We start from the raw sequence: 13,649 nt of genomic DNA, 5'->3' as shown, positions 1-13,649 counted from the left end.
GAACCCGGAAGCTAAGACCCACAGCGCCGATGGTACTGCACCCGGGAGGGTGTGGGAGAGTAGGACACCGCCGGACAACCATTCACGGGGAGCCCCGACCACACGGTCGGGGCTCCCCGCATTTAACAACCAAAACACACGTTAACTGACCAAAGACACAGTCCGCTGCCTGGGGATGGTGGCGGCTCCCATGATTTATGAGCCGCCGGTGCGAGTCAGCTGGGAGGCTTCGCGCTTGTGAGACTTGCCACGAGAGGCCCAAAGGGGTCCTCAGCGTTCTGTCGCTGTGGCGGGTTCGAATAGAATTGAAACAGATATACGAGTCGGCAGCTGAGCGCTGCTGGCGGCGTGACAACGAAATAAGGGTTATGAGCGACTACGCACGCGCCAGTGGTCGGCTCGCAACAGGAGGAATCCACCATGGCTGAGCACAACGGCGGCAATCGCGGCGGTAATCGCGGAAACTTCGGCGGGAACCGGGACGACCGCGGTTCGTACCGCCCCAACAACAATTCCGGCGGGGACCGTGACCGTAAGCCTTTTGGCGAGCGTAACGATCGTCCGGCCCGAGATGGCGAGCGTCGTCCCTTCAATAATGACCGTGGTGACCGTCCGGCCCGTGACGGTGAGCGTCGTCCCTTCAACAATGACCGTGGTGACCGTCCGGCCCGTGATGGCGAGCGTCGTTCCTTTGGCGGGGACCGTGACCGTAAGCCTTTCGGCGAGCGTAACGATCGTCCCGCCCGTGACGGTGAGCGTCGTCCCTTCAACAATGACCGTGGTGACCGTCCGGCCCGTGACGGTGAGCGTCGTTCATTTGGGGGTGACCGTGACCGTAAGCCGTTTGGCGAGCGTAACGATCGTCCCGCCCGTGATGGCGAGCGTCGCTCCTTTGGGGGTGACCGTGACCGCAAGCCCTTCGGCGACCGTAATGACCGTCCCGCCCGTGACGGTGAGCGCCGTTCATTCGGCGATCGCAACGACCGTCCCGCCCGTGACGGTGAGCGCCGTTCATTCGGCGATCGCAACGACCGTCCCGCCCGTGATGGCGAGCGTCGTCCCTTCAACAACGATCGTGGTGACCGCAAGCCTTTCGGCGACCGGCCCGAGCGTGGACCGCGGAACTTTGATGGCCCCCGCCGCGACAACGATGACCGCCGCTCCTTCGGCGGCGACCGTGACCGCAAGCCCTTCGGCGACCGTGGCGACCGTAAGCCCTTGGGCGATCGGCCCGAACGCGGCGGCGAACGTCGTTCCTTTGGTGGTGACCGCAACGAACGCGGCGGCGCGTGGGAAGAGCGTCCTGCACGGGTTCCCAACGCCAAGGACATCCGCAGCGCCAACCGTCCTGACCGTGAACGTTCCCCTGAAATTGATGAGGACGTCACGGGCAAGGAGCTCGACCGCGCTACGGGTCACCAGATCAAGACCCTTGAGGAGCAGAGCGCCGGGTGGGTCGCGAAGCACCTGGTCATGGCTGGCCGGCTGATCGACATTGAGCCCGAACTCGCCTTCCAGCACGCCCTTGCTGCAAGCCGCCGCGGTGGGCGCCTCTCTGTAGTCCGCGAAGCGGTTGGCCTGACGGCTTACGCCGCCGGCCACTACGGTGAAGCCCTGCGTGAATTCCGTACGTACCGCCGCATCAGTGGGTCCAACGTGCACTTGCCGGTGATGGCTGACTGCGAGCGTGGCCTTGGCCGCGCTGACCGTGCTCTGGACATGGTCCGCTCTCCGGAAGCCCAGGATCTTGACGCTCCGGGCAAGGTTGAGCTTGCCATTGTTGCCTCCGGCGCACGTGCTGACCTCAAGCAGTTGGATGCTGCTGTCAGCGAGCTTGAGATCCCGCAGCTGGACATCAACCGGGCGTTCTCCTACAGCCCTCGCCTCTTCCGCGCATACGCTGAAGCTTTGAGTGCGGTTGGTCGTACCGAGGAAGCCGATAAGTGGGCCCGCCAGGCGCTCGTTGCCGAGAGCGCCTTGGGTGTGGGCGACTTTGCTGAGCCCGAAATTCTTGACCTTGGCTGGGACGAGCAGGAAGAGGCAGCCGCGCGGAAGCCGCGCTTCGAGAAGCCGGCGCGTGACGCCGAGGTCATGAAACCGGAAACGGAAACGGTCATTGTTGAGGCTGCAGCCGCCGACGTCGAGCATGATGAGGTTGAGCTTGATGATGCGGAATCGGATTACTTCGAGTCCGATGACGCAGAATCTGACGTCGATTCAGTTGAAGACGACGCAGAGGCAAAAGACGAAGATGCCGAGAACGAGGGTTCCGACTCCCAGCATGGCTGATTCACTGATCTCTTCTTTTGATGCTGTCCTTTCGGACCTGGACGGTGTGGTCTATGCAGGCCCACATGCCATCCCTGGTGCGGTGGAGGCGTTGCGGCGTCTCGAAACTGTGGGCGTTGGTCTGGGTTATGTCACCAACAACGCGTCCAGGACGCCGGCCCAGGTTGCGGCGCACTTGCGTGAGCTGGGCGCTCCGGCAGAGGACCATCAAGTGGTTAGTTCCTCCCAGGCAGCAGGGGAGCTTTTGGCTTCCATGCTGCCTGCGGGGGCGCACGTCCTGATCACAGGAAGCGCAGCACTGGCCCATGAGATCGAACTGGTGGGACTCACGCCGGTGCACAGTGCTGCAGAGTCCCCGGTGGCCGTTGTCCAGGGGTTCAACCCTGAGATTGGCTGGAAGGACCTCGCGGAGGCCTCGTACGTGGTGGCTGGTGGAGCCATGTGGTTCGCTACCAACACGGACATGTCCATTCCGCAGGCCCGCGGCATGGCTCCCGGCAACGGAACTTTGGTCGCTGCCGTGGCAGCCGCTACGGGTAAGACTCCGTTGGTTGCCGGCAAGCCGGAGGCGCCTCTCTTCCATGCAGCGGCGAAACGGCTCAAGGCTGATCGCCCGCTGGTGGTTGGCGACCGCCTGGACACGGACATCCTGGGTGGCAACCGTGCAGGATTTGCGACGGCGGCCGTCCTCACCGGGGTGGACACCACCCACACCATCCTTGCGGCGCGGACTGATGAACGTCCGGATTACCTTCTGGCTGACCTGGCGGGTCTTTACGCGCCGTACCCGGAGGTTACCAGCGACGACGGAACGTTCCGTTGCGGTACAGCTTCAGCAGTTGCCGGGGACGGTGCGGTGACCGTCACGGGAGACGAGGGCGACCTCGACGCTTGGCGTGCAGCCTGTGCCGCGTGGTGGTCTGCGGTTCCCGACACGGACGTGGCGCATGCGCCGCAGCTGGAATGGCGAAATCACTAGACTGGTGCGATGACCGAGCCCCAACATTCCGAGTCCTCACCTGCAAAGGTGGGAGCTGTTGAACCTGAACGTCCCTCAGTGCAGTGGCCTGAGGCGCCGAGTCCTACCGGGGATTCTTTGGTGGACAGGGCTCTTAGCCTGCTGGATGGCGTCGTCGATTCGCCGGTCCCAGACCATGGGGAGCTGTACGCCGGCGTCCATGATGGGCTCTTGGAAGCATTGGACGCGGAACCCGGACTTCCGGCACCACCTCAAAGCAACCCCCGCCCGGAAGGCGACAGTTAACGCATGCCAAGACTTGATCAGGAACTCGTCACCCGTGGGCTGGCGAGGTCGCGTACGCATGCCGCGAAACTCATCAGTGATGGCAAGGTCAGCTCGAGCGGCCATGTCCTCGGCAAAGCTGCCCATCAAGTGGATGCTGAGACGGAGCTGGCTGTCGAGTCGCATCTGGAGGACATCTACGTCAGCCGTGCCGGGCATAAGCTGGCCGGTGCGCTGAAGGCGTTCCCCGCCGTCGTGGTTTCCGGAAAGCGGTGTCTGGACGCAGGGGCCTCGACAGGCGGTTTTACGGATGTTCTGTTGCGACAGGGTGCCTCCCAAGTGGTGGCCGTGGATGTGGGGCACGGCCAGCTGGTCCCGCAGCTGAGGGATGATCCCAAGGTGGAGGTCCACGAAGGCCTCAACGTCAGGTATATGACTCCGGAGCAGATCGGCGGCCTGGCAACGTTGACTGTGGCCGACTTGTCCTTCATTTCCTTGACGTTGGTCCTGTGGCCGCTTGCGCAGTGCACCGAGCCGGGCGGCGATATGGTCCTCATGGTCAAACCACAATTTGAGGTTGGCAAGGAACGACTGAGCCGAACCGGCGTGGTGTCCTCAGAGAATGAACGACGCCGGGCGGTGGCCCAGGTGGCCCGCGCAGCAGTGGATGCCGGCCTTGAACTTCAGGACCTGGCGGCCAGCCCGCTTCCCGGCCAGGACGGAAATGTTGAATACTTCCTGTGGATGAAGCGCAGGATGTCCACGGTGTTGCCTAAGATCGAAGAGCGGGACGAGGACGTTGCTGCGTTGATCAAGAAACTCTGGCCGAACCACTAGAAAGCAGATCTGATGAGCAGGCGTGTACTTGTCCTTGCCCACACAGGGCGGGAGGAATCGCTCCGCGCTGCGTGGGATGCCTGTACGCAACTGCATGCCTCAGGCCTGGTTCCCGTGCTGCAGAAATCCGAACTCGCGGATATCGAACGTTTTTTCGGTGCCCTTGATACGCCCATCGAGATCCTCAATGACCACGTCAATCTGGAGGACGTGGAGTTGGTGATGGTCCTGGGCGGCGATGGCACCATCCTTCGCGCTGCTGAACTGGTCCGTGAGGTGGATGTCCCTCTGCTGGGTGTCAACCTTGGCCACGTGGGTTTCCTTGCGGAAAGTGAACGCGCAGATCTCGCCCAGACAGTGGAATGGATAGCCAGCCGTCAGTACACGGTGGAAGAACGCATGACCATCGATGTCCAGGTGTGGGTCAAAGGCCAGAAGATTTGGCACACGTGGGCTTTGAACGAGGCTGCCATTGAGAAGGCCAACCGAGAACGCATGCTGGAGGTTGTCACCGAGGTGGATGAACGTCCATTGACGTCGTTCGGCTGCGACGGTGTTGTCCTCGCTACGCCGACGGGTTCCACGGCCTACGCCTTCTCGTCGGGAGGTCCCGTGGTGTGGCCGGAGGTTGAAGCCCTGGTCATTGTTCCCATCAGTGCACATGCGCTTTTTGCCAAGCCCTTGGTGGTATCCCCGCGTTCCAAGCTGGCCGTGGAAATTATGAACCGGACCGACGCTTTGGGGGTCCTCTGGTGCGATGGCCGGCGTTCGGTGGATCTGCCGCCTGGCGCGCGCGTTGAAGTAACGCGGTCTGCCACCCCGGTGCGGCTGGCAAGGACCCACAAGACTCCGTTCTCGGCGCGTCTGGTCCGCAAGTTTCAGCTTCCTATCCATGGTTGGCGCGGCCCGGCTCCTCGGAGCAGCGAAGTCCACACCGGTCCCATTCCTGTCATCCGGACCTTGTCACCGGCTCCTTTGCCCAGTCCCCGGGACTCCGAAGCGTCCCAGGACCTGGGGTACGGTGAGCCATCAGACCCCTCGAATGCGAAGTGAACCATGCTCGAAGAACTCCGAATCCGTGACCTCGGCGTCATAACCGACGCCGCCCTGCCCTTGGGCCCGGGCCTCAGCGTCGTCACCGGCGAGACCGGTGCGGGCAAGACCATGGTGGTGACCGCCGTCGGGCTTCTTCTTGGTGCCCGTTCGGACGCTGGCGCCGTTCGAAGCGGAGCCAAATCCGCGTCGGCAGAGGCTGTGTTGAAGCTTGATCCCTCGCATAGTGCTGTGGAACGCGCCAAGGAGGCCGGCGGCGAGGCGGAAGAGTTCGACGGCGTTGCTGAACTCCTGCTGGCTCGCACCGTTGGTGCCGACGGGCGTAGCCGTGCCTACGTTGGCGGGCGCGCGGCACCGGTGGGGGTATTGGCCGAGTTGGGCGAAAGCCTGGTGGTGGTCCATGGCCAGTCGGACCAGATCCGGCTCAAGAGCGCCACCGCGCAGCGGCACGCCTTGGACAGGTTTGCCGGAGCCCCCCTTGCCAAGACGCTGGGGGAGTATCAGGAGCTTTTCAACCACTGGAAGGCCATCCAGTCTGAACTTGAGACGCTGCGCCGCGAAGCCCGCGAGCGTTTGCGGGAGGCTGAGTCCTTGGATGCTGCCCTCAAGGAAATTGACGAGGTGGATCCCCAGCCGGCTGAGGACGAAACGCTCAAGGCAGAGGCTGTAAAGCTGGCAAACGTCGAAGAGCTGCGTTTGGCGGCAGCTGCTGCCCACGAGTCGCTCATTGCCGAGGAGTTCGGAGATGCCGGCGATGCAACCACCATGGTGGATGCGGCCAAGCGGACGCTGGAGCACGTGGCGGAACACGACGAGGAGCTTGGTTCCGCGGCAAAACGGCTGGCGGAGGTGGGCTTCCTCCTCAATGACATCGCCGCCGAGCTGTCCAGCTACCAGGCTACGTTGGACACAGAGGGCCCTGAGCGGCTCTCCGAAATCGAGGATCGCCGGGCTGTCCTGGCCAAACTGATCCGCAAATATGCGCCGAGTATTGATGAAGTGCTGGAGTGGGCAACTACTGCGAGGACACGCCTTGACGAGTTGCAGGACGACTCAAGCCGTATTGAGTCTTTGGACGCCGAGGTGGTTTCTGCGGAGGCGGCCCTGCGGAAGCTGGCGTCGGCCATCACCAAAGCCCGTCTCAAAGCTGCCAAGGACCTCTCATCCCGGGTCAGCACCGAACTGAAGGCCTTGGCCATGGCCGATGCCACCTTGATCATCGAGGTGGATGGCAGCGGCGCGTTGGGCCCCTGGGGCACCGATGAGATCGCGTTCCTCCTCCAACCCCACTCCGGAGCTCCGGCCAGACCCTTGGGCAAGGGAGCCTCCGGCGGTGAACTGTCCAGGGTCATGCTGGCGATCGAGGTAGTGCTTGCCGCCGTAGATCCCGTCCCGACGTTTGTCTTTGATGAAGTGGACGCCGGTGTGGGTGGGCGGGCCGCCGTGGAAATCGGACGCAGGCTGGCCATGCTCGCCCGGCACGTCCAGGTCCTGGTGGTGACGCACCTGCCACAGGTAGCAGCCTTCGCCGATCAACACATCCGCGTGACCAAGACTTCCGTGCGCGGAGCTGATGGGAAGACGACCACCGGCTTCACCTCCAGCGACGTGCAGTTGCTGAGCGACGATGAGCGCGTCAAGGAGCTTGCCCGCATGCTGGCCGGTCAAGAGGATTCCGAGAGCGCACAAGCTCATGCCCAGGAACTGCTGGACGACGCGAAACTCTTACCGCAGCGTGCCTAGCGTTGCGGGCGGGGCGGCTGGGCAGTGAAAGCAGCGCGGCTGGGGAGTGCGAGCACCATCACATCGGAGCACTAAATCCGCCCGGGTCTTGCCTGGAATGCGGTGGTGAGCAACTATTGACCATTTGGGGAATCCGAACAGACGCTTGGAAGGCGTAATTGATGATAAGCTCGAATTCCGTGGTGCAGCGATCAAATTCCCGTGTAAATTCCCGGTTCCCGGGCTCGTCCAAGACGACCAAACACATCTTCGTCACCGGTGGTGTGGCGTCCTCGCTCGGTAAGGGTCTGACGGCTTCCAGCCTCGGTCACCTGCTGCGGGCACGTGGTTTGTCTGTAACAATGCAGAAGCTCGATCCCTATCTGAACGTGGATCCGGGCACGATGAATCCCTTCCAGCACGGCGAAGTATTCGTGACGGACGACGGCGCCGAAACCGACCTCGACATCGGACACTACGAGCGCTTCCTCGATGAAAACCTTGAAGGTTCGGCCAACGTCACAACAGGCCAGATCTACTCCACCGTTATCGCCAAGGAACGTCGCGGCGAATACCTCGGAGACACTGTGCAGGTCATTCCGCACATCACCGATGAAATCAAGCGCCGCATGCGCCTGCCTGCCGAAGGCAAGAACGCTCCGGACGTCATCATCACCGAAATCGGTGGCACGGTGGGCGACATCGAGTCGCAGCCGTTCCTGGAGTCGGCCCGCCAGGTCCGCCAGGATGTGGGCCGCAACAACGTCTTCTTCCTCCACGTTTCGCTGGTCCCGTACATCGGTCCTTCCCAGGAACTGAAGACCAAGCCGACGCAGCACTCCGTGGCAGCCCTGCGCTCCATCGGCATCCAGCCGGAAGCAATCGTGATCCGTTCGGACCGCGAAGTGCCGGACGCCATGCGGGAGAAGATTGGCCGCATGTGCGACGTCGACATCGACGCCGTGGTCAACGCCGCTGACGCCCCCAGCATCTACGACATCCCCAAGACGCTGCACTCCCAGGGCTTGGACTCCTACATCGTCCGTGCACTGGACCTGCCGTTCAAGGACGTGGACTGGAGCAAGTGGGACAAGCTGCTTGAAGCTGTCCACAACCCCAAGCACGAGGTCGAGATCGCCCTGGTGGGCAAGTACATCGACCTCCCGGATGCTTACCTCTCGGTCACCGAGGCACTCCGTGCCGGTGGTTTTGCCAACGAAGCCAAGGTCAAGATCCGCTGGGTCCCCTCGGACGAATGCGAAACGCTCGCCGGTGCCACCAAGTCCCTGGCTGGCGTGGACGCCATTTGCGTACCGGGCGGCTTCGGAATCCGTGGCCTCGAAGGCAAACTTGGCGCTTTGAAGTTCGCCCGCGAATCCAAGCTCCCTGTCCTTGGCCTGTGCCTCGGCCTGCAGTGCATGGTGATCGAGTACGCCCGCAACGTGGTTGGCCTTGAAGGTGCTTCCTCGAGCGAGTTCGAGCCCGATTCCAAGTACCCGGTCATTGCCACCATGGAAGAGCAGCTGGACATCGTGGACGGCAAGGGCGACCTCGGCGGCACCATGCGCCTGGGCCTCTACGAAGCAAAGCTGGACGAGGGCTCGGTCATTGCCGAGACCTATGGCACCACCACGGTCAGCGAACGCCACCGCCACCGCTACGAGGTCAACAACAAGTACCGCGAGCAGATCGCTGCCAAGGGCCTGGTGTTCTCCGGTACCTCTCCCGATGGCAAGCTGGTGGAGTATGTGGAACTTCCCCGCGAAGTCCACCCGTTCTACGTGGCAACGCAGGCGCACCCGGAGCTCAGCTCCCGTCCGACGCGTCCGCACCCGCTGTTCGCAGGCCTGGTCAAGGCTGCCCTGGAGCGTCGTGAAGGCGTTGCCGTGGACACCAAGGCCGATGCCCGCGCGGTAGCTGCCAAGTAAACGCAAGAACTAACGAAGGACGGCGCGATGCCCGGTATTTCTGAAACCCCCCGCACTTCAAGGCAGGTTTCGGATATGCCGAGCCCGCGCCGTCTTTTGTCTACCAACAAGGTTTACGAAGGCCGCATTTGGGACGTCGTCAGCGACTCGTTCCAGCTCAGCGAAGACACTGACACTCTGGTCCGCGACTACATCGACCATCCTGGTGCAGTGGCGGTTCTTCCGATGAACGTGGACGGCGAAATTCTTCTCCTCAAGCAGTACCGGCATCCTGTCGGCATGGATCTCTGGGAGATCCCGGCGGGCCTGTTGGACGTGGAAGGCGAGGACTTCGTGGTGGGGGCTGCCAGGGAACTCGCTGAGGAAGCGGACCTGAATGCCGCCACCTGGAACGTCCTGGCGGACTTCTTCAACTCTCCGGGCTCGTCCAGTGAGGCCATCCGCATCTATTTGGCGCGCGGTCTCAGCGATGTGCCTGAAGCGGACCGCCACACACGGACCGACGAGGAAGCGGAGATCGAGCTTCACTGGGTTCCCCTGGATGATGCCGTGCGGGCCGTGCTTGAGGGCAGGCTGCACAATCCCTCGGCTGTGGTGGGCATCCTGGCTGCCGCAGCTGCGAAGGCTGATGGATTCACCAGCCTGCGGCCCGCCAATGCACCTTGGCCGGCACATCCGAGCCAGCGCTGAGCATGACCGAAGCCGCCACCCGCACGGTCAATGGGATTGACCGTGCCATCACCGACTATCTGCAGCATGTTGGTGTGGAACGTGGATTGGCTGCCAACACGTTGGCCGCGTACCGCCGTGATCTGGCCCGATACTCAAACTTCCTCGCCTCCCAGGGCGTAGAGAACCCCGGTAACATCACGCGCCATCATGTGACGGCCTTCGTTCAGGCGCTGTCAGATGGATCCGACGGCGCAGCAATACTGGGTGTCCGCTCAGCAGCCCGGACGGTGGTGGCCGTCCGTGGTCTGCACAAGTTTTGGGCTCTTGAGGGAACCACGACGGCGGACCCCGCCAGCGACGTCCACCCACCCATGCCGGGCAAGAGACTGCCCAAAGCCATCAGCGTTGGCGAAGTGACGCGCATCCTGGAAGCTGCGGGCTCAGATACCGCTACAGGCCTTCGAGACCGGGCACTGCTGGAGTTCCTCTACTCCACCGGGGCCCGCATCAGCGAGGCCGTCGGTTTGGACGTGGATGATGTCTCCCTTGAAGATACTGGCGGCGATCCCGCCATCGTGAGGCTGTTCGGTAAAGGTTCCAAGGAGCGTTTGGTGCCGCTCGGCTCCTACGGAGCCCGCGCCGTCGGGGCCTATGTTGTCCGTGGCAGGCCGCTCTTGGCGTCCAAAGGCAAGGGCACGCCTGCATTGTTCCTCAATGCGCGGGGCGGACGTATCAGCCGGCAAAGCGCCTGGACCATCCTTAAAGTGGCGGCAGAGAAGGCCAATATCACCAAGGACGTCTCGCCGCATACGCTGCGCCATTCCTTTGCCACCCATCTTTTGGAAGGTGGCGCTGATGTGAGAGTGGTTCAGGAGCTGCTGGGCCACGCGTCCGTGACCACCACCCAGGTTTATACGCTGGTCACCGCTGACACGCTTCGCGAGGTGTACGCCGCGGCACACCCGAGGGCTCTGGGGTAGATCGCCTGAGCTCAGCCGGCAGGCCTGCTATCCGAGGACGTTAAGTGTCAGCTCCACGGCGTCGACAAACAGGGCCAGCAGGGACGTCCCCAACCCAGCCACCAGCAACAGGCCTGGGTGGGCAAGTCCCACCACCACACGCTTGAGGCGGGGACGTCCTTTGAGGAATTTCTTGGGAACGCGCGTCTTGACGGGAACCTGCCGCCAGCCTCGTAGTCGCCGCAGGAACCACGCACAACGGACAATGAATGCCATCCACAGGATGGAGAGCACCAGCGGAACCGCGGCCAGCATGAGGTTGAAACCCAGTGCCGTGACTTCTTTCTCTGAATCACCGATCACTGACTGGACGGTTGTGGAAATTGATGCGCTCATCACCACGGAGGCGGCCCACACCATGAAGGCTGCGACCAGCGCCAGGAACCGCACAAAAAAATGGCCAAGAACCGTCGCGTCTACAGCCCTGAGGTGACTCCGCGGCGTGGCATGCAGCACCACCAGTGTTGAAATGAGCGTGGGGAGGGCGGCCACCAGGACCAGCAAATACCAGGTCCATCCGGCCAGGTCCACCACTTCATCCAGGACGATGAGCCCGGCCCACACAACGGTCCAGGCCCAACCCGCGTAGAGCGGGTGCGCAACAAGCCACCGGGGAAGCCAGGCGTCCCGTTCGGGTTTGCTGGCGGCAGGCGTTTCATCGCCCGGCTCATCCACGTTGGACGGCTCGTCCACGTTGGACGAAGCGTCCTCAACGTCGTCGACGGCGGCCGCAGTGGCGCGCGCGTCACCCCCACCTTCAGTCATGGGCTCACTGTAGCAATGGCGGCCGCAGCGGGGGAGATCAGGTTAAGGTAGGCAGCATGACTGCAGCCCATGTGACTTTATGCTTCCTGCTCCGCGACGGCGCGGAAGGCGAGCAGGTCCTGCTCGGGACCAAGAAGACAGGCTTTGGCCGGGGCAAGGTGGTGGGCGTCGGCGGCCATGTGGAACCGGGGGAGACGGCGCCAGAGGCAGCGTGCCGGGAGGTCATGGAGGAAGCCAACGTCATAGTGCGGGCGCAGGACCTGATTCCTGCCGGAACAGTCGACTTTGTGTTTCCGGCAAGGCCGGACTGGGATATGGCCACCACTGTTTTTCTGGCCCGTGTCTGGGAAGGGGAACCATCCGAAAGCAACGAGATCGCACCGGAGTGGTTCCCCGTGGCACAGCTTCCTGTGGAGCGGATGTGGGCGGATGCCGAACACTGGCTGCCGGCGATGATCTCCGGGCAGCGCATCGCCGTGCGGGTGGCTTTGGCCGCGGACAACGAAAATGTGGCTGACGTCCGAACCCTTGAGTGGGTGGACCCTCAGCTGTAGCGGGAGCGAAGAATGAACGACGCCGGGCCGGTCGCCTTTCGGTGACCGGCCCGGCGTCGTACTTCTCGTTGAGAACCAGAAGCGTTAGGGGACGTGCCGTTCTTCGGGACCGTTGTATTCGCTCAGCGGGCGGATCAGGGAATTGGCCGCTACCTGTTCCATGATGTGCGCAGTCCAGCCGGTGATACGGCTGGCGACGAACAGCGGGGTGAATGTGGGGGTATCGAAGCCCATGAGGTGGTAGGTGGGGCCGGCGGGGTAGTCGAGGTTGGGCTTGATGTCCTTTGCCTCGTCCATGGCCTGCTCCAGCCCGTTGTACAGCCCCAGGAGTTCCGGCCGTCCGTAGTGGGCGATCATCTTGTCCAGGGCGGCTTTCATGGTGGGCACGCGGGAGTCGCCGTGCTTGTAGACGCGGTGTCCGAAGCCCATGACTTTCTTTTTCTGTGCCAGGGCGTCTTCCATCCAGGCCCGGGCACGGGTGGCCGCTTCCTCGAGGGACTCTTCGCTGCGGATGCCGATCTCGTCGAACGTGTGCATCACGGCCTCGTTGGCTCCACCGTGCAGCGGGCCCTTGAGGGCACCGATGGCAGCGGTCACGGCCGAATGTAAGTCTGAGAGCGTGGAGGTGACCACACGGGCTGTGAAGGTGGACGCGTTGAAGGAGTGCTCCGCGTAAAGGATCATGGAGACGTTGAAGGCCTCCACCACCTCCGGAACCTGCTCTTCGCCGAAGGTCATCCACAGGAAGTTTGCCGAGTAGTCCAGGTCCTCGCGGGGTTCAACAGGCTCCTGGCCGCGGCGGCGCCGCTGGTCATAGGCGACCACGGCGGGCATGGCAGCCCAGAGGTCGATTGCCTTCTTCATGTTCGCTTCGGGTGATGAATCCTCGGCCAACTCGTGCCGGGCGCCGAGCACGGATGCTGCCGTGCGGCATACGTCCATGGGATGGGCGGTGGTGGGCAAGGAATCCACCACGGACTTCACCACGGGGTCCAAGGCGCGGCCTGCGCGTTCCCGGGCGGTGAATTCCGCAAGCTCCGCGTCAGCTGGCAGTTCACCGTTCCACAGCAGGTATGCAACTTCTTCGAAGCTGCATTTGGCGGCCAGCTCCTGGACCGGATAGCCGCGATACAGCAGCGAGTTGGTGTCCGGGTTGACCTTTGAGACGGCGGTGTAATCCACCACGACGCCGGCAAGGCCCTTTTTGATATCAACAGCTGCCATGCTGCCCTCCTTCGTTCATAATGCAAGCGGTCCGGAAGCCCCGGACTGCCTGCTTTCCCCTGAATGAATCCGGGTCCTAGCGGTTGCCAGGAACCTGGAAGTTGAAAACGCCGGTATCGAACTGGTTGTAGGCCTCGTAGTCCACGAGTTCATAGAGGCGCGCACGCGTGAGCATGTTTTCCACGTGCGCTTCCTGGGTCCCCGCAGCCTTGATCGATTCCAGCGTACGCTCTGCAGCGCCCATGGCAATGCGGAGCAGGGTGACGGGGTAGATGACCATGTTCACGCCGACGGTTTGAAGCTGGTCCACGGTGAAGAGGTCGCTTTTGCCGAACTCGGTCAT

At 62.9% G+C, this 13,649-nt stretch carries 12 protein-coding genes and 1 pseudogene; 10 read left to right on the top strand and 3 right to left on the bottom strand.

Annotation, left to right across the window (positions count from 1 at the left end; all coding sequences use genetic code 11):
• Window positions 1-420 precede the first annotated feature (420 nt).
• From CQ020_RS23760 to xerD, 9 genes are all read left to right on the top strand, one after another.
• Window positions 421-2,289 (top strand): hypothetical protein, encoded by a 1,869-nt coding sequence (locus CQ020_RS23760; protein WP_105694298.1) that lies wholly within the window; start codon window positions 421-423, stop codon window positions 2,287-2,289.
• A complete protein-coding gene (locus tag CQ020_RS23755; protein WP_105694297.1) occupies window positions 2,282-3,268 on the top strand; it encodes an HAD-IIA family hydrolase in 987 nt (328 codons plus the stop codon). Before CQ020_RS23760 ends, CQ020_RS23755 begins: the two co-directional genes overlap by 8 nt.
• A 9-nt stretch (window positions 3,269-3,277) precedes the next feature.
• Entirely contained in the window at window positions 3,278-3,553 is a 276-nt protein-coding gene (locus CQ020_RS23750) for a hypothetical protein (protein ID WP_105694296.1), read from the top strand.
• A gap of 3 nt (window positions 3,554-3,556) precedes the next feature.
• The gene (locus CQ020_RS23745) at window positions 3,557-4,369 is read left to right on the top strand and encodes a TlyA family RNA methyltransferase (RefSeq protein ID WP_105694295.1); all 813 of its coding nucleotides are present in this window, start codon (window positions 3,557-3,559) and stop codon (window positions 4,367-4,369) included.
• A gap of 12 nt (window positions 4,370-4,381) precedes the next feature.
• On the top strand, window positions 4,382-5,422 hold the full coding sequence (locus CQ020_RS23740; protein WP_105694294.1) for an NAD kinase: 1,041 nt from the start codon (window positions 4,382-4,384) through the stop codon (window positions 5,420-5,422).
• Window positions 5,423-5,425: 3 nt separating this feature from the next.
• Window positions 5,426-7,165 (top strand): DNA repair protein RecN, encoded by a 1,740-nt coding sequence (gene recN / locus CQ020_RS23735; protein ID WP_105694293.1) that lies wholly within the window; start codon window positions 5,426-5,428, stop codon window positions 7,163-7,165.
• A 161-nt stretch (window positions 7,166-7,326) separates the two neighbouring features.
• Entirely contained in the window at window positions 7,327-9,072 is a 1,746-nt protein-coding gene (locus CQ020_RS23730) for a CTP synthase (RefSeq protein WP_024820422.1), read from the top strand.
• 27 nt (window positions 9,073-9,099) lie between these two features.
• Window positions 9,100-9,762 (top strand): NUDIX hydrolase, encoded by a 663-nt coding sequence (locus CQ020_RS23725; RefSeq protein ID WP_024820423.1) that lies wholly within the window; start codon window positions 9,100-9,102, stop codon window positions 9,760-9,762.
• A gap of 2 nt (window positions 9,763-9,764) precedes the next feature.
• Entirely contained in the window at window positions 9,765-10,724 is a 960-nt protein-coding gene (gene xerD, locus CQ020_RS23720; protein ID WP_105694292.1) for a site-specific tyrosine recombinase XerD, read from the top strand.
• 27 nt (window positions 10,725-10,751) lie between these two features.
• Here xerD and CQ020_RS23715 read toward each other — a convergent pair whose 3' ends face one another.
• Window positions 10,752-11,528: a hypothetical protein gene (locus tag CQ020_RS23715; protein WP_105694291.1), complete on the bottom strand. Its 777-nt coding sequence runs from the start codon at window positions 11,526-11,528 to the stop codon at window positions 10,752-10,754.
• A gap of 56 nt (window positions 11,529-11,584) precedes the next feature.
• Here CQ020_RS23715 and CQ020_RS23710 point away from each other — a divergent pair, with 56 nt between their 5' ends.
• On the top strand, window positions 11,585-12,082 hold the full coding sequence (locus CQ020_RS23710; RefSeq protein WP_105694290.1) for an 8-oxo-dGTP diphosphatase: 498 nt from the start codon (window positions 11,585-11,587) through the stop codon (window positions 12,080-12,082).
• Between the two features lie 84 nt (window positions 12,083-12,166).
• Here CQ020_RS23710 and CQ020_RS23705 read toward each other — a convergent pair whose 3' ends face one another.
• On the bottom strand, window positions 12,167-13,306 hold the full coding sequence (locus CQ020_RS23705) for a bifunctional 2-methylcitrate synthase/citrate synthase (protein ID WP_105694289.1): 1,140 nt from the start codon (window positions 13,304-13,306) through the stop codon (window positions 12,167-12,169).
• A gap of 76 nt (window positions 13,307-13,382) precedes the next feature.
• Window positions 13,383-13,649: pseudogene (locus CQ020_RS23700) on the bottom strand (methylisocitrate lyase); the annotation flags it as partial.

Origin of the sequence: Arthrobacter sp. MYb23 (assembly GCF_002979775.1) — a bacterium.
Classification (GTDB): domain Bacteria; phylum Actinomycetota; class Actinomycetes; order Actinomycetales; family Micrococcaceae; genus Arthrobacter.
This window is presented reverse-complemented; position numbering and strand designations above follow the sequence as displayed.